Source organism: Psychroserpens sp. XS_ASV72 (genome assembly GCF_041224425.1).
Taxonomy (GTDB): domain Bacteria; phylum Bacteroidota; class Bacteroidia; order Flavobacteriales; family Flavobacteriaceae; genus Psychroserpens.
This window is the reverse complement of sequence record NZ_JBGFGL010000071.1, coordinates 330840-355718: the sequence shown is the minus strand read 5'-3', so window position 1 is coordinate 355718 and position 24879 is coordinate 330840. Positions and strand designations below refer to the sequence as shown.

The following is a 24879-nucleotide window of genomic DNA, read 5'->3' as shown; positions in this document are numbered from 1 at the left end:
GTGGTTATTTGAGAGTGCAAAATTACGAAATTTTGATGTCTTTATAAAGAAAAAGTGCAAGATAAAATCTTACACTTTTATATCTAACTTACTTAAGCTAAAGCTTTTTAAAACGAAAAATTCAAGGCTAAGCTAGCACTATCAAATTCGGCAAACGTATAATCGGCATTTAAGCCAAAAAATCCAAGTTTTAAATGTGTTCCTAAGGTCGCTCTTGTTCCAGAAATATCTTCTTCTATCGAGAACGGATCTACAATTGCACTGGCAAACAAGACATTGTTGTTGACAACATACGTCCCTAACAAATCTGTTTTGGACTTACCAGAAATATAACCGAGTCCACCATAAAAGTTTATGATTTTCAATCGGGTTCCAACAATCAGTTGATAGAGCATTGTATTGACATTGGTTTCAACGCGTTGGTTTTCACCTTCAACCACTTGCGCGTCCGTAAAATCATAGCTTCCGTCGAGATGCGTATAGGCAATGAGACCTGATATCGCGACTGGCCATATTTTATCAGCTGGCAACCAACTTGTAAATTCTTGCTGTATACCTAAACCGTATAATCCAACCTTTGTGTCTTCAGTATCTACTTTTGGGAAATAGCGTCCTTTTAACTGCGTCCCTTTAAAAGGCGAAAAACTAGCTTGCAGAAATGCTGTAGGAATCACATTGATATTTCCAGAACCTATACCTGTTGGTAAGGTTAGCTCAATTTCCTGATCACCAAAAATAGGATCATCATAAGTTACAATGACAGTGATATCTGGATTATTTTCACCTAAAGCAGTTGCTACAGTTTTTGAAGCACTATTATCTGGAAATCTAATATTCTGATAGTCTGACGCACGCATTTCGAACGACTTCTTATCGTCATTTATTAGTGATACATTACCAATAATCGAGAGCTCAAACCCAAAGCGTTTTGATGCTTTGGCATTATTGAACCAACCGTTATTCATACCATAAGCTAGGCCTTCCGTTGCCGGCAAAAAATAATCGGAAGCAAAGCGTTCAGCATCTTGAACACCAGCAGCCAACAAATCATTGATATCATCTTGAGCTGAACAAAAAAAAGAGCTTAGGAAAAGTAGTTTAATAATTAAAATTTTTCGATTCATATCGGGATAGATTTGGGTGTTAATTGTTTCTATTGTTCTAACGTATTTAATATACGATTATTCTAGGTACAGTGGATTTTATCAAAATAAAAAAGCAACCATTGAGAAATGATTGCTTTTAATTTGTTTAAATTTTACTCTTACGGATTGACATCCAATGGTCCAGCCCAAGCGGTTCTTGTCCCGTCATTGCAAACACCTCTTACATAAAAGTCATAATCTGCAAATGTGCTCAATCCCGTATATACAGGCCAGCCAAAGGTATCGCTAGTACTAATATTACCTGTACTTGGATCTGCGTTATTTGACACCAAAACATGTTCAAATTCTGTTTCTCCATTATAATCCCATTCAAATCTAACACCTGCGGAACTTCCACTGATGAATTCAACAAAATACTGAAGATTAGATGGTGGATTGCACAAATTGAAGTCTTGTTCTGCAAAATAACTTATTGGTCCAGCCCAATCGCCCCAACCTAAGTTATTCTCACAAAATGCTCGCACATAAAAATCATAGGCATTACCTTGTTCCATTGCAAATCCATCAACAAACATATCATTCGAAATGCTTTGTGAACCATTTCCTAATTGAAAACCTTGCAAACCATACTCTACTTGAAAATACGAAGCATTGGTAATAGCAAAGCCATTAAAGCTCCAACTTAATTGATCAGCAAAAATATTTAAATCATATGGCTTTTCACAGAACTCATCTAGTTGTAAAATAAATGGTCCGTTCCAATTTGTGAATTGGCCATTTGCGCATTGGGCTCTAATGTAAAAACTGAAGGTTTCATTTTGCTGCGCATAAAAGTTCAATTCTTCAGCATTTGCTTCATCAGATGCAGAAGAACTATTTGAAGTAGTCAATAAATTACTAAATGGCAGACTAGAATTGGTATTACTATTGTTGTTGTTAATTGGACCACTTATATTACTGGTCGCATCATAACCAATTTCAAAATAATTGAAATTACCTTGAGATTGCCATGAAATCGTCAATGTTTCAAAATTTTGTGTAACGTTGGTAATGGTGACCGTTCCGCATTGTCCTTGAGGCTCTTCCTCCTCAGAATCACTGCTACTACTACATCCAAATAAAACAATTGAGATTAAAAAAAGAGTTAGTTTTTTCATGTGTTTTTTTTACTTAAACTTAAATTAAACAAATTACGCATCAATATTAGCATAAATTGCGTTCTTTTCAATAAATTCCCTACGAGGTGGCACTTCATCTCCCATAAGCATAGAGAAAATACGGTCTGCTTCGGTACCATTATCGATATTGACTTGTCTCAAGGTTCTGAATTCAGGATTCATGGTCGTATCCCAAAGCTGTTCAGCATTCATTTCCCCAAGACCTTTATAACGCTGAACGCTCACACTACCTCCAAAATCACTAGAGATTTGATCACGCTCTTTGTCAGACCAAGCATATTGTTTTTTGGCACCTTTTTTCACCAAGTATAAAGGAGGTGTAGCAATGTAAACGTGCCCTTGTTCAATCAATTCCTTCATGTAGCGGAAGAAGAATGTTAAAATCAACGTCGCGATGTGACTACCATCAATATCGGCATCACACATGATGACGATTTTATGGTATCTCAATTTGGAGAGGTTCAAGGCTTTACTATCTTCCTCTGTTCCGATGGTAACACCAAGCGCCGTAAAAATATTCTTGATTTCTTCGTTTTCGAAGACTTTATGCTGCATGGCTTTTTCTACGTTCAGGATTTTACCACGTAATGGCAAAATAGCTTGAAATTTTCGATCGCGACCTTGCTTAGCTGTTCCACCTGCAGAATCACCCTCAACCAAGAACACTTCACATTGTGCTGGATCTTGTTCCGAACAATCGCTTAATTTTCCAGGCAAACCACCAATACTCATAACGGTTTTACGCTGTACCATTTCACGAGCCTTTTGAGCTGCATGACGTGCTTGCGCCGCTAAGATGACCTTTTGCACAATGGTTTTAGCATCATCTGGATGTTCCTCCAAATAATCGGTTAACATTTCTGAAACCGCTTGGCTCACAGAAGCTGAGACCTCTCTGTTTCCTAGTTTGGTTTTGGTTTGACCCTCAAATTGAGGTTCAGCAACCTTAACGGAAACAATTGCTGTTAAGCCTTCTCGGAAATCATCTCCAGAGACATCAAACTTCAGTTTATCCAACATTCCAGAATCGTCAGCATACTTTTTCAAGGTATGTGTCAGACCACGTCTGAAACCAGTTAAATGCGTTCCACCTTCATGGGTGTTGATATTATTTACATACGAATGCAAATTTTCAGCATAAGACGTATTATAAACCATGGCAACCTCAACAGGAATATCATTTTTCTCTCCTTCAAAGGCAATGACATCTTGCATTAATGGCTCTCTATTTCCATCAAGAAATTTTATAAATTCCTTTAATCCTTCTTCCGAATGGAAGGTTTCTCCTTCAAACGAACCATCCTCCTTTTGGGATCTTCTATCTATAAGATGAATGGTAATACCTTTGTTTAAGTAAGCTAATTCACGTAAACGACTCGCCAAGGTATCGTAGCTATACTCAAGTGTTTGCTTAAAAATCTGCGGATCAGGCTTAAAGGTTACTATGGTACCTCTTTTATCAGTTTCACCAACAGCTTTAACAGGATACAAGGTTTTTCCTCTTTCATATTCTTGTTCCCAAATTTTCCCATCGCGATGAACAGTCGCCTTTAAATGCTCAGATAAGGCATTTACACAACTTACACCAACACCATGCAAACCACCAGAAACTTTATAGGAATCCTTATCGAACTTACCACCAGCTCCAATTTTAGTCATTACGACCTCTAAAGCCGAGATGCCTTCTTTCTTATGAATATCTACTGGAATACCTCTACCATCATCTTCAGTTGTGATAGAGTTGTCCTCATTAATAGTTACGGTAATATTGTTACAATGTCCAGCCAAAGCCTCATCGATGGAGTTATCGACGACTTCATACACTAAATGATGTAATCCTCGTGTGCCAACATCACCAATATACATGGATGGACGCATACGTACGTGCTCCATTCCCTCAAGAGCCTGAATGCTATCGGCAGAATATTGTTTTTTCTTTTCTTCACTCATAGTATTAAAATATCTTGTTTATCTAATATTAATACACAAAAAAGACGCTTTTGAGCGTCTCTTCTGAGTACAAACAAATATACGAAATAAACCAGGGTTTTTAAAGCTTTTTATGGAATATAGTCGATAATTATCAACAATTGTTAATTACACAAAAATGTCTTAAATCGGCTAAAAAGCAGCTTAAATTGAATTTTGGTATTTTTAATGCTTAGTGAAAAACTAAAAAAAACCAAAGTGCCTTAGAATTCATTTATGTCGGTATTCTACTACTCTATTTCAATAGAAAATAATTAAAGAAACTAGAATAAGTTTTTAGTCTGTCCCATTTCCAGATCACAAAAGTCACCAACAGGAAAAATCCGTTAAAAATGATTAGGAACCCAATAAAAGGCGTCCATGTTTCGAAGGTATTTGCATTAGTTACAAAAAGGAAACTGCTTCCATCGTTTACGTTGCTAATCAAATGACGTGTAGCCCAATTATTGCCCAAATGAATACCTATTGGAAAGAATAATGTTTTTGACTTCAACAAAGCGGTTGCAAACAATAAATGTCCGACAGGAATGGATACTACCAAAAGAATGAGCATACCTGTGTTGCTCAAAACACCTTCATCTAAAACATGAATTAACATAAATAAAATTGAAAATATAATGTTGGCAACGATCACATTAGACAGTTCTATGGTTTTTTTAAATAGGTACCCTCTGAACAAAAACTCTTCGGTAGCTACTTGAGGCAAAATAAAATAGAATGCCATTAAGATAGCCCAATAATCTATTGATGTTGAAATTTCGAATGTTTCACCCAAATACAGTGCTCTTAAATACTTAGCTACAAAAAGTGCCAGAACTCCAATTAGAACACCGAGTGGTAAAAGCAAAACATTCTTCAAACTGAAATTCAATCCTAGCCCACTCAACGATTTCTTTTCCGTTTTGAGCAAAAACCAAGTGACAACAAATAACAATATGCAGGATGCATAAGGCGCGTACTGCTTTATCACACCTCTATTAACGATTCCGCTAATTAAAAGCACTATGACAAACAATACGATGACCAAAATCATTCTTGAGACATTGGGATATTTTTCTGTCATGTGTTTCATACTGCCTTATTTTCTGTTTGTGGATACAGTCTTGATTTCAGTAATAATTTCACACAAATTAGAGTCAGTATTGATGGAAATAACCCTTTAAACATTGAGAACATAAATTCGCTCCAACCAAAAAGCGCTTCTTTAGAGGTCATTTCCATGATCAATTGACCATAAGGTTGTGATTCAAAAAAGAAAGACATGACCAAATTGTAGCCCAAATGAAACCCAAGACCCAAGGCTATGGATTTGGTTTTGTAAAAGCTATAAGCCCAAACATAACCCGTACATCCAGTAATCAAGAGAACATAAGCCATCAAAATGGCACGCTCTCCTATTATGCCATAAGAGAACCAATGGTAAATTCCGAATAGAATAGCAGACAGCCAAATCGCTTTTGTTGCTCCAATTCTTTGAATCAAAATATAAAGAATGGCTCCTCTAAATAACAAGTCTTCAGTTAAAGCTGACCTCAAATGGTAGACAAAGGCATTGAAAATCGTTCTATAATTGACTTCATTAAATTGCCATTTCACATTCAAAACTATGGTTTCAACATAGATGCTAATCAACACTACTATTGTAATAATAAAACACCCAATAAAAAACTGACTTATTCTATGAAGGTTAGGCACAACACCGAGTGCATCAATAGACTTATTTTCAATAAAATGCAATAGCAACCATGAGATTACTATTATGACTAATAATCCTAGCATATCTTATATGTTTTTTGTGTTAGTCCTTTTTAGGTTTCAAAAAAGGAATTGATAAAGGATACCTACAAGTTTGTTTGTTTAAGGCTGAAGAGACATTGACAAGACTTACAATAATTCCGAAAAGAAAAACAGCCCCTGTAATAAAAAAGTTAAATCCAGGAATCACGAAAAAAATCAATAATGATAATATGATGAGTAAATTTATTGTCCCATGAAAATTGACAACAGCCCTTCCGTGCTCATCATATATTTTGCTATCATTGGCTTTACTGATCCAAATAAATAAGGGAAAGAGAACATTCGCAAAAGGAATGATAAGTCCGAAAAATGGTGAGCCATGAATCAACAACATCCATTTACGCTGCACCACCTCTTCATTAGGATCATCTAAAACCAACAAATCCTCAACCTCAATATTTAAACCTGCAGCCAATAATTTAACCGTCTGTAAATGTGGTTGCACATCACCTTTTTCAATGCGTTGAATCGTGCGGACAGCCACTGTGGTTTTACCAGAAAGTTCTTCTTGCGTATACCCTTTTAGCTTTCTTTGATAGATTAAATTTTCGCTTAGTGTTTGAGTTTTCATTTCGTGTATTTTGATGGTACAAATCTAGAACTTAGAATTGGTTTTTTACACGACATTTAAATGTCACCTATCTGTCATTTGCAGTAAATATAAGGGTTTCGAACCACAAGAATGTCTTTTTAAATAAAATCCTATCATTTTATATCAAAAGAGGCTGGCATAAATACCAACCTCAATTTATTAAATTAAAAAAACAAAAATTAACCTAATAAGCATCCGTATGAACCTTGGCAACGGCTCTTCCAGATGGATCATTCATGTTTTTGAAAGCTTCATCCCATTCCAATGCTATTTTCGTACTACAAGCCACACTAGGCTCTTGAGGAACACTTAAAGCGGCAGCATCACTTGGGAAGTGCTCAGAAAAAATAGTTCTGTAATAATATTCCTCTTTGTTTTGTGGTGTTTGAATTGGAAAACGGAAATGCGCATTCGCCAGCTGTTCATCACTAACCTCCTCATTGACCATAGCTTTTAAGGTATCAATCCAACTGTAACCCACACCATCACTAAACTGTTCTTTTTGCCTCCAAGCCACACTTTCAGGTAGCATATCTTCAAACGCTTTCCGCACGACCCATTTCTCCATACGTTCAGAGTTTATCATTTTATCTTTCGGATTGAGTCGCATAGCCACGTCCATAAACTCTTTGTCTAAAAAAGGAACACGCCCTTCAATTCCCCAAGCAGCTAAACTTTTATTGGCTCTAAGGCAATCATACATATGAAGTTTACTCAGCTTTCTCACCGTTTCTTCGTGAAACTCTTTAGCATTAGGCGCTTTATGGAAATATAAATAGCCACCAAACAATTCATCGGCACCTTCACCAGATAATACCATTTTTATTCCCATAGATTTGATAACCCTTGCCATTAAATACATTGGTGTACTCGCACGAATTGTGGTGATATCATAGGTTTCAAGATTATAAATCACATCTCTTATGGCATCTAAACCTTCTTGGATGGTGAATTTAATTTCGTGGTGAACCGTTCCGATATGGTCTGCTACTTTCTTTGCTGCAGCCAAATCTGGAGAGCCTTCCAAACCTACAGAAAAGCTATGTAATTGTGGCCACCAAGCTTGTTCCTTGTCATCGGCCTCGATACGCATTTGTGCATATTTCTTAGCAATGGCCGACGTAATCGAGGAATCCAATCCGCCAGACAACAATACACCATAAGGTACATCGCTCATCAGTTGTCTGTGTACCGCATCTTCCAAAGCTTTTCGCAAATCGGCAATACTCGTCTCGTTATCTTTTACAGCATCGTAATCAACCCAATCGCGTTTGTACCAATTTACAAATTGACCATCTTTACTACTAAAGTAATGTCCTGGAGGAAACAATTCTATTTTGGTGCATGTACCTTCCAAAGCTTTTAATTCTGAAGCTACGTAAAAGGTTCCATTTTGATCCCAACCAATGTAAAGCGGAATGATGCCCATGTGATCACGCGCTATAAAATATTCATCTTTTTCAACATCATATATGGCAAATCCGAAAATCCCATTGAGCTCATCAACGAAATCGACACCCTTTTTTTGGTATAAAGCCAGGATAACTTCACAGTCACTCTCTGTTTGAAACTCGTATTCCGGAAATTGTGCTCTTAATGACCTATGATTATATATCTCACCATTGGCAGCCAATACAAATTTTTTGTTTTTACTGAACAACGGCTGCTTTCCAGAAGCCGGATCGACAATGGCCAATCTTTCATGAGCCATAATGGCTTTTTCATCACTATAAATCCCACTCCAATCTGGTCCTCTGTGTCGAATCTTTTTCGACATTTCCAATAACTGAGGTCTTAATGTTTCCGAATCTTGTTTTAAATCGAATGCACATACAATTCCGCACATAATCTTAATTTTAATATTTATGATACAAATATGAAGCCTAAATGAATTATTTAAAACATAAATTAAATATTTAGTTTCAAATTAAAACTATTTATATAAATATAATATAAAAATGAAATTCATAACTATAAAAACATATTCTTAACTTTGAAATCTGAAAGTAGCTTATTGCCATGAAAACACTTCAATTACTTTTTCTTATCTGCACGATACAACTTAGCGCACAAGCTAGTTGGCAAATGGCTCCAAATGCCTATTCCAATCCGAATGGACAGCGTTTTGATGATGTCTTCTTTTTAAATGAAAACTTAGGTTGGGCTGCCAATGGATACTATGCTGCCGTTTATAAAACTACTGATGGTGGATTATCATGGACTGAACAATTAAATGAAAGTGAACTTCCTGGCGGATATTATTTCAGAAATATTGAATTTCTTGATGCGAATATTGGTTTCTTAGGAACCTTAAACGGATCTTTTTTCAAAACCGTTGATGGTGGTTCTTCATGGACTGAAGTTTCTATAAGTCCGAACCCAAATGCGATTTGCGGATTGGATGCCGTTGGAACCTCAACTATTTATGGTTGTGGTGCCTATTTTTCTCCTGCACATATTATTAAATCTACCGATAGTGGTGACACTTGGACGCTAACAGACATGTCGGCTTATGCCAATGCACTGGTTGAGGTGTTGTTTCTTGATGAGATGCATGGTTTCGCTTCAGGAAAAAACTTTGATGGTGGTTTGATTTTGGAAACCACAGATGGTGGATCGACATGGACTGAAATTTACAATACCAATTCACCTGGTGATTATGTATGGAAACTACAAACCCTTCCAGGAAATAACGACATCATGTTTGGTTCGGTATCTTCTGTAACACCTAATTTGGGACAATTGATCAAGTCTACAAATGGTGGACAAACATGGACAAGCTATGATGCGCCTGAAACCGATATCCAAGCTGTTGGCTTTATTTCTGAAACACAAGGATGGATGGGAGGACATACCACAGGGTTTTATGAAACCTTAGATGGCGGACAAACATGGACTAACTTGAATATAGGCAATAATCTTAACAGGATTGTCATTTTAAGCCCAAGTTTGGCATATGCCTCAGGAACTACTGTTTATAAATTTACAGAAGATACTTTGAGCAATCAAAACATTGAAATTGATGATTCCGAAGATAAGCTAGATATAACCCTATCAAGAAACCCAATAAAAGATGTTCTTGAGTTTACGATCGATTTTCCAAGTGATGATAATCTTGTCATTGAACTTTATGACGTTAATGGAAAATACATCAAACAATTATCAAGAGATATTATCTTACATCACACTTTGAAATCTTACAGCTTTGATCTTTCCGAAATGGAATCAGGAGTTTATTTTGTGAATTTTCACAATAATTCGGGTCGTTCCTCTATCAAAATCGTAAAACGATAGATCTTAAGGAATATTCAAGTATTTATGGGTTTGAAGCGAAACTTTCCATTGAGGATTTGCCATAACATAATCAACAATCATAGGCATAATTTTCTCACGTTTGCTCCATTCAGGCTGCAGGTATAAGATACAATCTGAATTGACTTTTTCAGCTTGCTCTTCTGCAAATCGGAAATCATCCTTGTTATAGATGATACACTTTAATTCGTGAGCTTTATTATATACTTCCTGTGTTGGAAGTTTATTTTTCTTAGGCGACAAGCAAATCCAATCCCAAACACCTGTTAATTTATAAGCGCCAGACGTTTCGATATGGGTTTGAACACCTTTAGACTTTAATTGCTCAGTTAATGGTCCCATATCCCAAGTTAAGGGCTCACCACCAGTGACGACAATGGTATTGCTATAGTTTACAGCATTCTCGACAATCTTAGAGGTTTCCGTAGGTGGATGTAATTCAGCTAACCAACTTTCTTTAACATCACACCAATGACAGCCCACATCACAACCACCAATTCTAACAAAATAAGCAGCTGTTCCTTTGTGATAACCTTCTCCTTGAATGGTGTAAAACTCTTCCATCAAAGGCAGTAAATGACCTTTATCTATCAGTTCTTGTCGTTCGCGTCTTGTCATAGTTGGCAAATATACTGCAAAAGTTACAAGTTGCATATAAAATCAAAGGTTTTAAGCCTTTAAGAATATCAGTGGTAAACTCTGTTAATATTTTTGATTTTAAACTTGATTAAAATTACACTATTTTTATGCAAATTTTCTGAATCAATGGCAAGAAGAGACGACTTCATAAATGAAATTACCGAAGGTAATTCGTGTAAAGGAGATTACATTACTTTAGGATCTGCAATTTTAGACGGCGAAACACTAACCAATACTTTTGTAAATGTTCCGCTAAAAACCATGAATAGACACGGTTTAATTGCTGGAGCAACTGGAACGGGTAAAACAAAAACACTTCAGGTTTTAGCTGAAAATTTAAGTGATCAAGGGATTCCTGTGTTATTAATGGATATTAAAGGAGACTTAAGTGGCTTAGCACAACCAAGTCCAGGACATCCAAAAATTGATGAGCGTCACGAGAAAATAGGTTTACCTTTTGAACCCAAATCATTCCCTGTTGAAGTCCTTACCTTATCCGAACAAGATGGTGTTAGGCTACGAGCAACGGTTAGTGAGTTTGGACCTGTACTCCTATCTAGAATTCTAGATTTAACCGAAACACAATCTGGAGTTGTCGCTGTTATTTTCAAATATTGTGATGACCATAAATTACCTCTTTTAGACCTCAAGGATTTTAAAAAAATCCTTCAATATGCCACACAAGAAGGCAAAGAAGAATTTACAGAAGCTTACGGCCGTATTTCCACTGCTTCAACTGGTGCGATTTTACGAAAGGTCATCGAACTTGAACAACAAGGTGCCGATTTGTTTTTTGGCGAAACCTCTTTTGATGTGGATGATTTGCTGAGAATAGACAATGATGGCAGAGGATACATTAATATTATCCGTTTGACAGATATTCAAGATCGTCCGAAGTTGTTTTCAACATTTATGTTGAGTCTGCTGGCAGAGATCTATACGACGTTCCCAGAACAAGGCGATACAGGAAGACCTGAGTTAATCATGTTCATTGATGAAGCGCATTTAATATTTAATGAGGCTTCAAAAGCACTACTGAATCAAATTGAAAGCATTGTCAAACTCATAAGAAGTAAAGGTGTAGGCTTATATTTTGTGACCCAAAACCCAACAGACGTTCCTGAAGCAGTACTTGGGCAACTCGGACTCAAAATTCAACATGCTTTGAGAGCTTTCACGGCTAAAGACAGGAAAGCCATCAAACTTACAGCACAAAATTATCCTGACACAGCATTCTACGATACTGCTGACGTACTAACTTCCTTAGGGATTGGCGAAGCCTTGGTGTCTGCCTTAAATGAAAAAGGAAAACCAACACCATTGGCAGCGACTATGATGCGAGCACCAATGAGTAGAATGGATATCTTAACCGAAACCGAATTAAGTACTTTGCTTGGTAAATCAAAACTAGCTAAAAAGTACAATGACGAAGTAGATCGTGAAAGCGCTTATGAAATGCTCAATAAAAAAATTGAGATTGCTGAAGCTGAAGAAGCTAAGGAAAAAGCCAGAAAAGAACGCGAAGAACTTAAAAAAGCCGAAACCAAAAAAAGGTCAAGACGAACGAGCACAAGACAAAACCCTATTGTTAAAGTTTTATCAAGTCCAACTGTCATTAGAAGTGTTCTTGGTATTTTAACGAAAATGATGAAATAAACGACAACTCCTATTTAGCATAACTAATGATTCGATCTATTTTAACTTTGCTGTTTTTTGCAATTCTTATAGCAAGCTGTTCCAAAGAACAAAAGCAAGACCCTTTTCAAATTGGTAAACAAAACATAGGCCTTCTAACCGATTCGACTAAAGTAAAAGATATAGAGTTGGCCTTCCCAAATGACTCCATAGTAAAATCGGTTAAAGGTGATGAATTTATTGATGACACCAATGACATTGTCATCCTTGATAAAACAGGAAAAAAGTTATTAGTACTTACACCATCTCAAGCCTTGGATTCAACTGCTGTAATAGAAAGCGTTCAAATTGTTGACCCAAAATATAAAACTGACAAAAATATTTCAGTATTAAGTACGTTTAAGGATATTAAGGATACTTATAAAATATCCAAAATATCAACATTAATAAATTCTGTTGTGATTTCAGTTAATGAAATCAACGCAAGTTTTTCAATAGACAAAAAGGAATTACCATCTAATCTTAGGTTCAATATGGATTTAAATATAGAAGCGGTTCAAATTCCTGATAACGCTAAAATTAAATTTTTTATGCTACACTGGTAAACACCCAACTAACCCTGTTTCCCTAACTAATAATAACTAATGAAAAAATACTTTGTACAAGATGCCCCTTTTGTTGTGCCTACAACTGACGGGAAGGTCATAAAAGAACATTTTGGACGCGCTTCTAATGGTGATAAAAACATTAGTATAGCGCACATGGTAGCACCTCCTGGCTGGAGCGAGCCTTTTCAAACGCCTGAATTTGACGAATACACCTTCATTGTTAATGGGAAAAAACAATTTATTATTGAGGATGAAACCGTTGTTCTTAAACAAGGAGAATCAATTAAAATTGAAAAGCATACCAGAGTACAATATTCCAATCCATTTTCAGAGCCATGTGAGTATATTGCAATTTGCACACCTGCATTCTCAATGGATTTAGTAAATCGAGAAGGATAGATGGGCAAAATTATTGCAAAGAGTATTGGACTACTCATAAATGGTGTGGCATTATTTTCTCCAAAAGCAGCTGGAAAAATAGCCATAAGATTGTTTTCTTCACCGAGACGGAAACGCTTAAAGGAACTTGAAAAAGACTTTTTAGGAACCGCTTATGTTGAAGAGGTCAAATGTGATGATATCGAGATTATGACCTACAGATGGCTTGGCAACAAAAAAGTTGTCTTGTTGGCCCATGGTTGGGAAAGCAATTCAGTAAGATGGAGAAGTCTTATAGAAAAACTGGTCGCTTTAGATTACAAGGTCATTGCCCTAGATGCTCCTGCACATGGAAGATCTGGAGGCAAGCTATTCAATGCCCTAATCTATTCTGAATGCATTAATGTCGTAGCAAGAAAATTCAACGTTAATATTATCATTGGCCATTCTGTTGGTGGTATGGCGACGACTTTTTTTCAACATAAATACAATTTACCAAGCGTTGAGAAATTAGTATTGCTTGGCGCACCTTCCAATTTTGTAGGTGTTTTCAGCCGTTATGTTAAAATGATGGGATACAGCAAACGGGTTTCAAAAGCAATGGACAATATCGTATATGAACGCTTCCATCAAAAACCTGAATATTTTAACGCTGCTAAATTCACTGAAGCTATTACTGCCCAAGGACTTTTGGTTCATGATAAATTTGATACCATTATTCCATATAGTGATGCAGAGGACTTTAAAACCTTTTATAAAAACGCCAAACTAATTTCTACGGAAGGTATTGGTCACGGCTTAAAATGTGATACTGTAGAGGAACATATTGTTTCATTCATAAGTAATTAGTTTGTTGTATTTTTGACGCATGCCTGAAGAATTAAAACGTATTAACAAGTTTCTCAGTGAAGCTGGGTATTGCTCGCGTCGTGAAGCAGATAAACTTATTGAAGCAGGTCGCGTAACCATCAATGGTCAAATCCCTGAAATGGGAACAAAAATAAGGCCAGAAGATGATGTTTGTGTTGATGGCAAACCTGTTGAAAATTCTAAAGAAAAGTTCACCTATCTCGCTTTCAATAAACCAATAGGCATTGTTTGCACTACTGATACCAATGTTGAAAAGGATAACATCATCGATTTTATCAATTACCATAAACGTATCTTTCCGATTGGGAGATTAGATAAGCCCAGTGAAGGATTGATTTTACTTACTGATGATGGAGATATTGTCAATAAAATTTTAAGAGCCAGCAACAATCACGAAAAAGAATATGAGGTTACGGTAGACAAACCTATTTCCCAAGTGTTTTTAAAAAGAATGTCTGAAGGCATTTACATAGAAGAGCTCAAACAGAAAACCAAACGTTGTAAAGTAGAGAAAATTGACAACTATACTTTCAAAATCGTTTTGACCCAAGGATTGAACCGACAAATTCGTCGTATGTGCGATTATTTAAACTATGAGGTTCAAACTTTAAAAAGAGTTCGTATCATGAATATTAAGCTTGATATGCCAACTGGAAAGTATAGAGAATTATCCAAAGAGGAGCTTAAGACCTTAAATGACTTGTTGAGTGACTCTAGCAAAACTTTTCAACCCAAATCCCCTACTCCCACACGTAAAAAGAGACGTTAAATAAATCCCAATTAACAATTGAGCTGAGTGATTCTTATTTAATTTTAAGAAAATCAACACCTTATGAAATCAATATTATCACTCTTATTTCTATGCTCAATTTTGAGCTTTTCACAAAACGATTATGCTGCTTCCGATAAGCATCCTTTTGGCTTACCAAATCCCGAAGCACCTCAACAAATCAAAGATTTTGATGCCTTAATGGGAAAATGCAATTGTAAATCCGTGTCAAGAAACCAAGACCAAACTTGGGCTGATCCTGTAGATATGACTTGGGAATGGAAATATATTATGAATGGTATGGCTGTTCAAGACGAAACCATTAAGGCAGATGGGAAACATTCTGGAAGTATTCGTCAATTTATTGCTGACAGCAGTAAATGGTATGTCCATTATTATAATTCAGGAGCACCTTCAACGACTCTACCAACTTGGGAAGGAAATAAAACCAAGGAAGGAAATATTGTTCTTTATCGTGACCAAAAAGCACCCAATGGTATGGAAGGATATTATAGATTGACATTTTACGACATTACTAAAAAAGGCTATAAATGGGTTGGAGAATGGGTTGATAAAACTGAAAAAGTCGTATTCCCAACTTGGAAAATTGAATGCACAAGACCAAAATAACAAATTTGATTTATGAGTAAGCTTTCCCCTTTTCATTTAGCCATTCCAGTTCATGATCTTGAAGAATGTAGACATTTCTATACCAATATCCTTAATTTTGAAGAAGGCAGAAGTAGTGACCATTGGGTAGATTATAATATCTTTGGACATCAATTGGTTATTCATTTCAAACCCAAGCAAAATGAAGATTTCCATACTAATCTAGTTGATGGCAAAGATGTTCCTGTTCCCCATTTTGGAGTGGTTTTAGAATGGGAAATTTTCAAATCATTTGCAGATTTATTAAGATCGAAAGGAATCACTTTTATTATTGAGCCTTACATAAGGTTCAAAGGTCAAATAGGCGAACAAGCCACTATGTTTTTCTTAGATCCTTCAGGAAATGCTTTAGAATTTAAAGCATTCAAAGATCGCTCTCAGCTTTTTGCTAAATAAAACAATTTCTAACTCTTATTTCTTGTAAAATAGAACGGCAAGTAAATAAGTAAAAACAATGGGGTTATAATTAGTTGAACAACGATAATATAATAAGGCCATTCCCCAAAATAATCCAATAAGGTTGCTGATTTTGGCTTTTCATTCAAATAAAAGTAATTTGATTCCATAAGAATATTGATAATTACCATAAAAGCCACATAAATTTGTAGCGCACCAAATGAAATGAAGACACTTTTAAATCGTGGTTTCATTCCAAACACTACAATAGCATAAAATATTACGGAAAGTAAGCCTAAGTGAACAATCCAATATCTGAAATAATCAAAGCTTGGAAACCCTACTGCAATATCTGGAGTAATGACACCTTGAATTGTTCCTGCAATGATCCAAAACACTAATATTTCAAACATCCAATAGCGTTTATAAATAGAAAACAAAGGAATGACAAGTGCCATAAGACTACACAAGTACAAAGGCAAATCTGTTCGGAAGTTATAATTGGAAAATACTAAATGATATACATGAAAAACGACAACTGTTGCTGAAATACTTAAGGTCAAAGCATTAAATAGAAAGTCTTTACGTTTTACAACTGATGTCTTTTTGGCATATAAAATAAAACCTATTGAAAACAACACACCAAGCAATATAGGAAGCAAATGCTCTAAATCTAAACTTCCAATGGTTACGCGTTGTTTTAGTAATAATGCTGAATATTGCATAAAGCAATATAGCAAAAACGTTACATACGTTGTTCTCTCGCCAACAAGGTATTTTTAAGTAACATGGCAATAGTCATCGGCCCAACACCACCAGGAACTGGTGTAATGTAGCTAGCTTTTTTACTGACATTTTCAAAATCGACATCACCTGTGATAATGTAACCTCTTGGTGAACTTTCATCTTGAACACGAGTGATTCCAACATCAATAATAACAGCATCATCTTTAACCATTTCAGCCTTTAAGAAGTTTGGCACTCCTAATGCTGAAATAATAATATCTGCTTGGGAAGTAATCTGTGTAATATTTTTGGTGTGGCTATGCGTAAGAGTTACTGTTGAATTCCCAGGAAACCCTTTTCTTCCCATCAAAATACTCATTGGTCGACCCACAATGTGCGATCTTCCAATAATGACGGTATGCTTGCCATCGGTTTCTACACCATAGCGCTCCAATAACTCTAAAATTCCAAAAGGCGTAGCAGGAATAAATGTACTCATATCCAACGCCATTTTCCCAAAGTTTTCCGGATGAAATCCATCCACATCCTTTTTTGGGTCGACAGCCATCAATACCTTTTGGGTATTGATTTGTGGTGGCAAAGGCAACTGAATGATAAATCCGTCGATATCATCATCCTCATTTAATTCCTTTATTTTATCAAGCAGTTCTATTTCACTTGTCGTGCTTGACATTCTAACCATTGTAGACTCAAAACCAACACGTTCACAAGCGCGAACTTTACTTCCAACATATGTTAAGCTCGCTCCATCATTTCCAACAATTACAGCAGCAAGGTGAGGTACTTTTTCCCCTTTGTCCTTCATCTTATCAACTTGATGCTTGATTTCGTTTTTGATGTCGTTACTTACTTTTTTTCCGTCTAAAATTGTCATGTTGGTGTAGTTTTTATATTGTGATGATTATCTCATTCCTTTCATAGCCTGCATGATGGCTTTACCTTTTCCACCTTGCATCATCTTCATCATCTTGCTCATTTGGTCAAATTGTTTCAATAGCTGATTCACTTCTTGAACTGAGGTTCCTGAACCTTTTCCAATACGTTTTTTTCGACTTGCATTGATGATTGATGGATTGGATCGCTCTTCAGGTGTCATGGAATGGATAATGGCTTCAATACCCTTAAAGGCATCATCATCTATATCGACATTCTTCATCATTTTACTAGCTCCAGGAATCATTCCCATGAGGTCTTTCATATTCCCCATTTTCTTGATTTGCTGAATCTGTTTCAAGAAATCGTCAAAGCCAAATTTATTTTTAGCAATTTTCTTCTGAATACGTCTAGCTTCTTCTTCATCATATTGCTCCTGTGCTCTTTCCACTAAAGACACCACGTCTCCCATACCAAGGATACGATCTGCCATACGTGATGGATAAAACACATCGATAGCTTCCATCTTTTCACCAGTACCAATAAACTTGATTGGTTTATTGACAACTGACTTAATGGAAATGGCAGCTCCACCTCGAGTATCACCATCTAACTTGGTTAGAATGACACCATCGAAATTCAAAATATCGTTGAAGGCTTTAGCCGTATTCACAGCATCTTGACCAGTCATAGAATCGACTACAAATAATGTTTCCTGAGGCTGAATTGCTTTGTGAATATTGGAGATTTCGGTCATCATTGCCTCATCAACAGCCAAACGACCTGCCGTATCAATAATCACAACATTATGACCATTGGCCTTTGCATGTGCAATACCTGCTTGTGCAATAGCAACAGGATCAGAATTTCCTTTATCACTATAAACCTCAACATTGATTTGATCGCCAACTACATGCAACTGATCAATAGCCGCTGGACGATACACATCACAAGCTACGAGCAATGGTTTTTTAGTCTTCTTGTTTTTAAGATAATTAGCCAGTTTTCCAGAAAATGTGGTTTTACCTGAACCCTGAAGACCAGACATTAAAATAACGCTTGGATTACCAGACAGATTGATACCTTCAGCATCACCACCCATAAGTTCTGTCAATTCATCCTTAACAAGCTTGACCATTAATTGTCCTGGCTGCAAACTTGTTAATACATTTTGACCAAGGGCTTTATCTTTTACTTTATTGGTAAACTCCTTTGCTATCTTAAAGTTAACATCGGCATCCAACAGCGCCCTTCTAACTTCTTTGAGCGTTTCGGCAACATTTACCTCAGTAATACTACCATGTCCCTTTAAGACATGTAAGGCCTTATCTAACTTTTCACTTAAATTATTAAACATAATCTATCTTCATTTATTTAAACACGCTATCTGTCGCGCTTTCGAAAGTTGCAAATTTAAGGATTTGTGATGTATAAATAAAGTCATGGCTTATAAATTCAATAAAAAAAGGATTGCCTTTTCTAGCAATCCTTTTTTACCAACTAAAAACTAAAACTAAAAAACTTAGCGGTTCAGTTTTTTTACTAATTTATGAATATTAAATAACCTTAAATGATGGTAAAACTTTTAAATTTGGACTAAAATTAAGTTTCAACCATACATTCGATTATATAACAACTAAACTTAAAAATCCCCTACCTTTACAAAAAAAATTCTATCCCTATAGTAGAGACTGATGTCCAAACCATTCAAAAAAAATATTTGTGAAGAACAGCTGTTCTCGCGTCTTTATGAAAAGTATGCCCAAGATTTAAACAATTTCTTGTTTTACAAATTTGGGAATGGGTTAAGTCCGAAAGACAAGGTTCAAGAAGCTTTTATTAAACTATGGGAAAATTGTGGAAAAGTAACACCTGACAAAGCCAAGAGTTTCTTATTCACGACTGCCAACAACTTGATGTTAAATGCGTATGCTCACCAAAAGGTGGTTCGCAAGTTTGAACAAATAAAACCTAAATCGAGTACAAACCTTACTCCTGAATTCTTGATGCAAGAACAAGAATATGCTCAAAAATTAGAAAAAGCCATATCAAGTTTAACGGAAGCACAACGTGTAGCCTTCTTAATGAACAGAGTAGAAGGAAAACGGTTTAAGGAAATTGCTGAAATTTTAGATATTTCTACGAAGGCTGTAGAAAAGCGAATTTATGGCGCTTTAAAGAAATTAAGAGAAGACATAGACGAATTATAACATGAAGGTAGGAATTTTAATAGTAAAACTGTTATATAGGCGTAAGAACTGATATGAAACGAGAAGAACTCATAAAAAAGTGGCTAGATCACGACTTAAATGCGCAAGAACTTGAGGCTTTTAAACAGCTAGAAGATTTTGATGCACTACAGAAATTGGATTCAAGTCTAAAATCGTTCAAAGCTCCAGAATTCAACACTTCTGAGAACCTGAATGCGGTCATGGGCACCATCAAATCCAGCACTCAAAAGCCTATCAATTGGTGGTCTGCTGCGATCAAGATTGCTGCCGTATTTGTGATTTGCTTTGGTGTGTATTACTACACAACAACCCTTGACACCACTGTCAACACTTTAGCATCGCATAAACAAACCGTTGAATTACCAGATGCTTCTATTGCTGAACTGAATGCTTTATCGTCTTTGCGTTTTAATGAAAACTCTTGGAATGATAAACGAGAAGTCATCCTTGATGGCGAAGCATTTTTTAAAGTTGCCAAAGGCTCAAAGTTTGATGTGTTAACCACTAAAGGTTTAGTAACTGTTCTTGGAACACAATTCAACGTGAAACAACGTGAGGACTTTTTTGAGGTTAGTTGCTATGAAGGCAAAGTAGCCGTTAGTCATGGAACTGAAAAAGCGACATTATTACCAGGAGATTCCTTTTTGATTATAGATGGGAAATTTATTGTTACCGAAAAAGAAAACCAATCTGTACCATCATGGCTTCAAAACTTAAGTCGATTCAAGAGCATGCCATATAGGGAAGTCATTGCTGAATTTGAACGTCAGTACAACATGTCTGTAAACCTCAATAATATTGACGATTCTCAATTATTTACAGGAAGTTTTACTCATAATGATATTGAAATTGCCTTAAAATCCATTACTTTACCGTTACATTTAACGTATAGTAAAACAGACAATATCATTACACTAAAACGTGAGTAAAAAAAAGATTTTTCTTCTTTTTGTGTTTTTGCTTTCCGTAGGTGTTTTTAATGCTTATGCTCAAAATACATCTTCAGAACCACAACCTCTTGTTCAGGTTTTAACTGCGTTGGAAACAAAATACAATATCCATTTTACTTATGTAGATCAAACCATCGCTGACATAGACATTAAGTGTCCTGATGAGTCTTTAAGTCTTAATGACCTGATAGATTATTTAAAATCTAAAACCAACCTTGATTTCATAAAAATTGATGAGCACAATATTGTCATTTCAAAACAAATCAATCCACTAAGTGAGCTCATCACGCAAAAGCTAGAAGAAGTCGTCATCACTAATTATCTTACTAAAGGCATCTCAAAGAAAAGTGATGGAAAGGTCCATATCAAAACAGCTGAATTTGGTATTTTACCTGGCTTAATTGAGCCTGATATTCTTCAAACCATTCAGGCACTTCCAGGCATCTTAAGTGTTGACGAAACGGTTTCAAACATAAATGTAAGAGGTGGTACACACGATCAAAACTTAATCCTATGGGATGGTATAAAAATGTACCAATCTGGACATTTTTTCGGACTCGTATCTGCGTTTAATCCTTACTTGACTACCAATATTAATGTTTCAAAAAATGGTACTAGTGTTATTTATGGAGATGGCATTTCTAGTGTTATCGATATGAAACAGTCGAACAGTCTTGACCAAGACCTTAAAGCTGGTGCTGGTTTCAACTTGATCCATGCCGACGGATTTGCAAAAGTCCCATTGTCTAAACAAGCAGAAGTTCAACTATCTGCAAGACGTTCAGTGACCGATTTTATTTTCACACCAACTTACGATCGATACTTACAACGTGTTTTTCAAGACACAGATTTTTCAAACAGCTCACAAAACACCTCTTCAACGGTTTCAAATAATGAGCGGTTCTATTTTTATGACATCGCTGCCAAACTACTATACGATATAACGGATCAAGATCAAGTTCGCTTTAATTTTTCAACTATCAACAATAGCTTGAATTACGATCAGTTATCAAGCTCAGACCCTAATCAATCCTTGACCAATAGTTTAGAACAAAACAATTTTGCAACTGGAGTTCAGTATTTAAAATACTGGAATAACAAACTTACCACAACAGCGCAACTCTATGTTTCAAATTATGATTTGAGAGCAACAAATTATGACGTTATCAATAATGAGCGACTAAACCAAGAAAATGAAGTGAACGATCTTGGGTTGAAAATCAATGCAACCAATCACATTGATGACAATCTCAAATTACATGGAGGTTATCAGTTTACTGAAGTCATCGTAAGTAATTTTGAAGATATTGATGTCTCTAATTTCACAAGTTTTGTAAGAGAAGTCAACCGTACGCATTCCATTTATGGCGAAGCAGAATTTACATCAGGCAACAAAAACACTTACGCCAGAATAGGAATTAGAACGAATTATATTGAAAAATTTTCTGAATTTTTTACAGAACCTAGATTGGCTGTAAGTCACAAATTGAATAACAAATTCAGGCTTGAATTTTTAGCCGAATTCAAAAGTCAGACTACTTCGCAAATCATCGATTTACAAAATGATTTTTTGGGGATTGAAAAACGACGCTGGATTTTATCAAATAATGAAGATGTGCCCATCATTAAAAGTGTACAAGGTGCTTTGGGAGTACATTACAACAAGAATCAGTTGCTAATTAGCCTAGAAGCCTATATCAAAAACGTAGAAGGTATAACCAGCAGAAGTCAAGGGTTTCAAAACCAGTTTCAATTGGTTAACGACATTGGAAAATATCAAGTAAGTGGTATTGATTTTTTAATCAATAAGCAGTTTGAACCATTTAGCACCTGGCTAAGCTATTCGTATAGCAATAATAATTACACGTTTGAAAACCTCAACAACAATATCAGTTTCAGAAATAACTTAGACATAAGACATGCTGCTACCTTCGCAGGAACCTACACTTTAGATAACCTGAAACTGGCTTTAGGCTTCAATTGGCATTCTGGCAAACCTTTCACCTTACCAACTGAAGATCAAAACACCAATAGCAACATCATTACATATAAAGCTCCCAATAGCAGTAATTTGGATAATTATTTTAGAACTGATGTTTCAACCACTTACAAATTTAAGTTCGGAGAAAAGATAAACGCTCAAATTGGAGCCTCTATTTGGAATTTATTCGATAGAAAAAACATTATCAACACCTATTTTGCAAAAGATGAAAATGGTAACGTGATAACTATTGAAAACCAGTCTTTAGGAATTACGCCAAATGTGAGCTTTAGAGTACAATTCTAGAACCAAATCTACATACGCTCAGGAACATCTATACCCAAAAGTGAGAAGGCGTTTTTTATAATGTTGGCTACAGTTTCTGAAAGCTGAACACGAAACACCTTTTCAATGTTTTTATCTGCTCCCAAAATTGAAACGTTTTGGTAAAACGAATTAAACTCCTTAACCAAATCGTATGTATAGTTGGCAATCAAAGCTGGACTATGGTTTTTTGCAGCATTTTGAACAACTTCAGGAAATAACACCAACTGCTTGATAAGTTCTTTTTCTTTGGCATGTAATGTTATCTCATCTGAATTCAAATCCATCTCTATATCTGTTTCTGATTTTCGTAAAATAGATTGGATTCGCGCATAAGTATATTGAATAAACGGACCCGTATTTCCTTGGAAATCTATAGATTCTTTTGGATCGAATAAAATACGTTTTCTAGGATCGACTTTTAAAATATAATATTTTAAAGCGCCTAAGCCAATAGTTTTATATAAATCCTGTTTCTCAGCTTCAGTATAACCATCTAACTTTCCTAATTCTTCAGAAATCTCTTGAGCCGTTTGAGACATTTCAACAATCAAATCATCAGCATCAACAACAGTGCCTTCTCTACTCTTCATTTTCCCTGAAGGCAAATCGACCATTCCATAGCTTAAATGGTATAAATTCTCTGCCCACTCAAACCCTAACTTCTTAATAATCAAAAATAAAACTTGAAAATGATATTCCTGTTCGTTACCAACGGTATACACCATACCACCAACATCTGGATAATCCTTAACACGCTGAATTGCCGTACCTATATCTTGGGTCATGTAAACGGCTGTACCATCACTTCTCAAGACTAGCTTTTCATCCAATCCTTCATCGGTTAAATCACACCAAACCGACCCATCTTCTTTCTTAAAGAAAATACCTTTTTTCAAACCTTCAGTAACAAATTCCTTACCTAACAAATAGGTCTGACTTTCATAATACAGCTTGTCGAAATCAACACCTAAATTCTTATATGTAATGTCAAATCCGTCATAAACCCAACTATTCATCATTTCCCAAAGGGCTACGGTTTCAGAATCACCAGATTCCCATTTTTGAAGCATCTCTTGAGCTTCCAAAAGAATTGGAGCTTTCTTTTTGGCCTCTTCTTCAGAATGCCCTTCAGAAATAAGTGTTTCAATTTCCTTCTTATATTCCTGATCAAATTTCACATAGTAATTACCAACGAGCTTATCGCCTTTCAAGCCAGTCGATTCTGGTGTTTCTCCATTTCCGAAACGTTTCCAAGCCAACATGCTTTTACAAATATGAATCCCTCTATCGTTGATGATTTGTGTTTTATAAACTTTCTTCCCTGAAGCTTTCAATATTTCTGAAACACTATAACCCAACAAATTGTTTCTAATATGCCCCAAATGTAAAGGCTTATTAGTGTTTGGAGAAGAATACTCAACCATTATGGCTTTATCCTCAGGCTTCGGTGTGATAAATCCGAAGTTTGATTCCTTCTTCATGGTATTGAAAAGGTCGACAAAATAAGTATCGTTGATTTCAATATTCAAAAATCCTTTCACCACATTAAACGCCTTAACTTCTGGAACATGTTCTTCTAAATAAACTCCTATTTGTTCGCCGATTTGAACAGGGTTTCCTTTCACCACGCGCAACATAGGAAATACCACTACAGTAACATCTCCAGCAAACTCTTTACGAGTAGCCTGAAATTCAACAGATTCCAATTCGGCATTGAAAAGAGATTTTACAGCCTGTTTAACATATTTTGAAAGGTTTTCCTGAAGCTCCATTATACATAAAGGTTTAAGTCTGCAAAGATAATTTTTTTATTATTTCTTTAGGAATGTCCC

The 24879-nt window shown here is 35.8% G+C and carries 23 protein-coding genes; 11 read left to right on the top strand and 12 right to left on the bottom strand.

The genetic code is table 11. The features are described from left to right. Window positions 1-107: 107 nt before the first annotated feature. From AB9K26_RS05455 to asnB, 7 genes are all read right to left on the bottom strand, one after another. Window positions 108-1124: a DUF6588 family protein gene (locus AB9K26_RS05455; protein ID WP_369971526.1), complete on the bottom strand. Its 1017-nt coding sequence runs from the start codon at window positions 1122-1124 to the stop codon at window positions 108-110. Between the two features lie 140 nt (window positions 1125-1264). Beyond that, the gene (locus tag AB9K26_RS05450; protein ID WP_369971525.1) at window positions 1265-2263 is read right to left on the bottom strand and encodes a hypothetical protein; all 999 of its coding nucleotides are present in this window, start codon (window positions 2261-2263) and stop codon (window positions 1265-1267) included. Between the two features lie 33 nt (window positions 2264-2296). Continuing rightward, a complete protein-coding gene (gene gyrB, locus AB9K26_RS05445) occupies window positions 2297-4234 on the bottom strand; it encodes a DNA topoisomerase (ATP-hydrolyzing) subunit B (RefSeq protein WP_369971524.1) in 1938 nt (645 codons plus the stop codon). 274 nt (window positions 4235-4508) lie between these two features. After that, complete coding sequence (locus tag AB9K26_RS05440) at window positions 4509-5345, bottom strand: lysostaphin resistance A-like protein (RefSeq protein WP_369971523.1); 837 nt, start codon at window positions 5343-5345, stop codon at window positions 4509-4511. Beyond that, window positions 5342-6052: a CPBP family intramembrane glutamic endopeptidase gene (locus AB9K26_RS05435; protein WP_369971522.1), complete on the bottom strand. Its 711-nt coding sequence runs from the start codon at window positions 6050-6052 to the stop codon at window positions 5342-5344. The genes AB9K26_RS05440 and AB9K26_RS05435 overlap by 4 nt, the downstream gene beginning before the upstream one ends. Window positions 6053-6071: 19 nt before the next feature. Further along, the gene (locus AB9K26_RS05430) at window positions 6072-6641 is read right to left on the bottom strand and encodes a DUF4870 domain-containing protein (RefSeq protein ID WP_369971521.1); all 570 of its coding nucleotides are present in this window, start codon (window positions 6639-6641) and stop codon (window positions 6072-6074) included. A gap of 205 nt (window positions 6642-6846) precedes the next feature. Continuing rightward, window positions 6847-8508: an asparagine synthase B gene (asnB, locus tag AB9K26_RS05425; protein WP_369971520.1), complete on the bottom strand. Its 1662-nt coding sequence runs from the start codon at window positions 8506-8508 to the stop codon at window positions 6847-6849. 173 nt (window positions 8509-8681) lie between these two features. Here asnB and AB9K26_RS05420 point away from each other — a divergent pair, with 173 nt between their 5' ends. Next, a complete protein-coding gene (locus tag AB9K26_RS05420; RefSeq protein WP_369971519.1) occupies window positions 8682-9956 on the top strand; it encodes a YCF48-related protein in 1275 nt (424 codons plus the stop codon). 3 nt (window positions 9957-9959) lie between these two features. On the opposite strand, the gene AB9K26_RS05415 is transcribed toward AB9K26_RS05420, so the two are convergent. Then, window positions 9960-10592 (bottom strand): 7-carboxy-7-deazaguanine synthase QueE, encoded by a 633-nt coding sequence (locus tag AB9K26_RS05415; RefSeq protein ID WP_369971544.1) that lies wholly within the window; start codon window positions 10590-10592, stop codon window positions 9960-9962. A gap of 147 nt (window positions 10593-10739) precedes the next feature. On the opposite strand from AB9K26_RS05415, the gene AB9K26_RS05410 reads away from it, so the two are divergent. The 7 genes from AB9K26_RS05410 (at window position 10740) to AB9K26_RS05380 (ending at window position 15938) form a co-directional block, all read left to right on the top strand. Beyond that, window positions 10740-12269, top strand: coding sequence for a helicase HerA-like domain-containing protein (locus tag AB9K26_RS05410; RefSeq protein WP_369971518.1), 1530 nt, complete (start codon window positions 10740-10742; stop codon window positions 12267-12269). 26 nt (window positions 12270-12295) lie between these two features. Next, on the top strand, window positions 12296-12853 hold the full coding sequence (locus tag AB9K26_RS05405; protein WP_369971517.1) for a hypothetical protein: 558 nt from the start codon (window positions 12296-12298) through the stop codon (window positions 12851-12853). A 39-nt stretch (window positions 12854-12892) separates the two neighbouring features. Further along, window positions 12893-13255 carry a cupin domain-containing protein gene (locus AB9K26_RS05400; RefSeq protein ID WP_369971516.1) on the top strand — a complete coding sequence of 121 codons (363 nt, stop codon included), beginning with the start codon at window positions 12893-12895 and terminating at the stop codon, window positions 13253-13255. Next, window positions 13256-14083 (top strand): alpha/beta hydrolase, encoded by an 828-nt coding sequence (locus AB9K26_RS05395; RefSeq protein ID WP_369971515.1) that lies wholly within the window; start codon window positions 13256-13258, stop codon window positions 14081-14083. A gap of 19 nt (window positions 14084-14102) precedes the next feature. Further along, window positions 14103-14873, top strand: a complete 771-nt coding sequence (locus AB9K26_RS05390) for a pseudouridine synthase (protein ID WP_369971514.1) — start codon at window positions 14103-14105, stop codon at window positions 14871-14873. Window positions 14874-14936: 63 nt separating this feature from the next. Next, window positions 14937-15503, top strand: coding sequence for a hypothetical protein (locus AB9K26_RS05385; protein ID WP_369971513.1), 567 nt, complete (start codon window positions 14937-14939; stop codon window positions 15501-15503). A 12-nt stretch (window positions 15504-15515) separates the two neighbouring features. Then, window positions 15516-15938: a VOC family protein gene (locus AB9K26_RS05380; protein ID WP_369971512.1), complete on the top strand. Its 423-nt coding sequence runs from the start codon at window positions 15516-15518 to the stop codon at window positions 15936-15938. Between the two features lie 8 nt (window positions 15939-15946). On the opposite strand, the gene AB9K26_RS05375 is transcribed toward AB9K26_RS05380, so the two are convergent. Genes AB9K26_RS05375 through ffh form a run of 3 tightly spaced genes read right to left on the bottom strand, consistent with a single transcriptional unit; the run spans window position 15947 to window position 18915 of the window. After that, the gene (locus AB9K26_RS05375) at window positions 15947-16663 is read right to left on the bottom strand and encodes a TIGR02206 family membrane protein (RefSeq protein WP_369971511.1); all 717 of its coding nucleotides are present in this window, start codon (window positions 16661-16663) and stop codon (window positions 15947-15949) included. Window positions 16664-16683: 20 nt separating this feature from the next. After that, complete coding sequence (locus AB9K26_RS05370; RefSeq protein WP_369971510.1) at window positions 16684-17559, bottom strand: bifunctional 5,10-methylenetetrahydrofolate dehydrogenase/5,10-methenyltetrahydrofolate cyclohydrolase; 876 nt, start codon at window positions 17557-17559, stop codon at window positions 16684-16686. Window positions 17560-17586: 27 nt separating this feature from the next. Then, window positions 17587-18915: a signal recognition particle protein gene (gene ffh, locus AB9K26_RS05365; RefSeq protein WP_369971509.1), complete on the bottom strand. Its 1329-nt coding sequence runs from the start codon at window positions 18913-18915 to the stop codon at window positions 17587-17589. A 337-nt stretch (window positions 18916-19252) separates the two neighbouring features. Between ffh and AB9K26_RS05360 the strand changes: the two genes are divergently transcribed. From AB9K26_RS05360 to AB9K26_RS05350, 3 genes are read left to right on the top strand one after another with little or no spacing between them, the layout of a single operon-like run. Further along, a complete protein-coding gene (locus AB9K26_RS05360) occupies window positions 19253-19768 on the top strand; it encodes an RNA polymerase sigma factor (RefSeq protein WP_369971508.1) in 516 nt (171 codons plus the stop codon). A 53-nt stretch (window positions 19769-19821) separates the two neighbouring features. Continuing rightward, window positions 19822-20718 (top strand): FecR family protein, encoded by an 897-nt coding sequence (locus AB9K26_RS05355; RefSeq protein WP_369971507.1) that lies wholly within the window; start codon window positions 19822-19824, stop codon window positions 20716-20718. Beyond that, window positions 20711-23026 carry a TonB-dependent receptor plug domain-containing protein gene (locus AB9K26_RS05350; RefSeq protein WP_369971506.1) on the top strand — a complete coding sequence of 772 codons (2316 nt, stop codon included), beginning with the start codon at window positions 20711-20713 and terminating at the stop codon, window positions 23024-23026. The genes AB9K26_RS05355 and AB9K26_RS05350 overlap by 8 nt, the downstream gene beginning before the upstream one ends. Before the next feature lie 8 nt (window positions 23027-23034). Here AB9K26_RS05350 and argS read toward each other — a convergent pair whose 3' ends face one another. Beyond that, complete coding sequence (argS, locus tag AB9K26_RS05345) at window positions 23035-24819, bottom strand: arginine--tRNA ligase (RefSeq protein WP_369971505.1); 1785 nt, start codon at window positions 24817-24819, stop codon at window positions 23035-23037. Between the last annotated feature and the right edge of the window lie 60 nt (window positions 24820-24879).

Bases quoted from the DNA above. Each gene is read 5' to 3' on its own strand.
- AB9K26_RS05420 (WP_369971519.1), top strand. From the start codon at position 8,682: ATGAAAACACTTCAATTACTTTTTCTTATCTGCACGATACAACTTAGC.
- AB9K26_RS05380 (WP_369971512.1), top strand. From the start codon at position 15,516: ATGAGTAAGCTTTCCCCTTTTCATTTAGCCATTCCAGTTCATGATCTT.
- asnB (WP_369971520.1), bottom strand. From the start codon at position 8,508: ATGTGCGGAATTGTATGTGCATTCGATTTAAAACAAGATTCGGAAACA.
- AB9K26_RS05405 (WP_369971517.1), top strand. From the start codon at position 12,296: ATGATTCGATCTATTTTAACTTTGCTGTTTTTTGCAATTCTTATAGCA.
- AB9K26_RS05400 (WP_369971516.1), top strand. From the start codon at position 12,893: ATGAAAAAATACTTTGTACAAGATGCCCCTTTTGTTGTGCCTACAACT.
- AB9K26_RS05410 (WP_369971518.1), top strand. From the start codon at position 10,740: ATGGCAAGAAGAGACGACTTCATAAATGAAATTACCGAAGGTAATTCG.
- AB9K26_RS05385 (WP_369971513.1), top strand. From the start codon at position 14,937: ATGAAATCAATATTATCACTCTTATTTCTATGCTCAATTTTGAGCTTT.
- AB9K26_RS05390 (WP_369971514.1), top strand. From the start codon at position 14,103: ATGCCTGAAGAATTAAAACGTATTAACAAGTTTCTCAGTGAAGCTGGG.
- AB9K26_RS05440 (WP_369971523.1), bottom strand. From the start codon at position 5,345: ATGAAACACATGACAGAAAAATATCCCAATGTCTCAAGAATGATTTTG.
- AB9K26_RS05375 (WP_369971511.1), bottom strand. From the start codon at position 16,663: ATGCAATATTCAGCATTATTACTAAAACAACGCGTAACCATTGGAAGT.
- AB9K26_RS05360 (WP_369971508.1), top strand. From the start codon at position 19,253: ATGTCCAAACCATTCAAAAAAAATATTTGTGAAGAACAGCTGTTCTCG.
- AB9K26_RS05430 (WP_369971521.1), bottom strand. From the start codon at position 6,641: ATGAAAACTCAAACACTAAGCGAAAATTTAATCTATCAAAGAAAGCTA.
- ffh (WP_369971509.1), bottom strand. From the start codon at position 18,915: ATGTTTAATAATTTAAGTGAAAAGTTAGATAAGGCCTTACATGTCTTA.
- AB9K26_RS05415 (WP_369971544.1), bottom strand. From the start codon at position 10,592: ATGACAAGACGCGAACGACAAGAACTGATAGATAAAGGTCATTTACTG.
- AB9K26_RS05395 (WP_369971515.1), top strand. From the start codon at position 13,256: ATGGGCAAAATTATTGCAAAGAGTATTGGACTACTCATAAATGGTGTG.
- AB9K26_RS05455 (WP_369971526.1), bottom strand. From the start codon at position 1,124: ATGAATCGAAAAATTTTAATTATTAAACTACTTTTCCTAAGCTCTTTT.
- AB9K26_RS05355 (WP_369971507.1), top strand. From the start codon at position 19,822: ATGAAACGAGAAGAACTCATAAAAAAGTGGCTAGATCACGACTTAAAT.
- argS (WP_369971505.1), bottom strand. From the start codon at position 24,819: ATGGAGCTTCAGGAAAACCTTTCAAAATATGTTAAACAGGCTGTAAAA.
- AB9K26_RS05435 (WP_369971522.1), bottom strand. From the start codon at position 6,052: ATGCTAGGATTATTAGTCATAATAGTAATCTCATGGTTGCTATTGCAT.
- gyrB (WP_369971524.1), bottom strand. From the start codon at position 4,234: ATGAGTGAAGAAAAGAAAAAACAATATTCTGCCGATAGCATTCAGGCT.
- AB9K26_RS05370 (WP_369971510.1), bottom strand. From the start codon at position 17,559: ATGACAATTTTAGACGGAAAAAAAGTAAGTAACGACATCAAAAACGAA.
- AB9K26_RS05450 (WP_369971525.1), bottom strand. From the start codon at position 2,263: ATGAAAAAACTAACTCTTTTTTTAATCTCAATTGTTTTATTTGGATGT.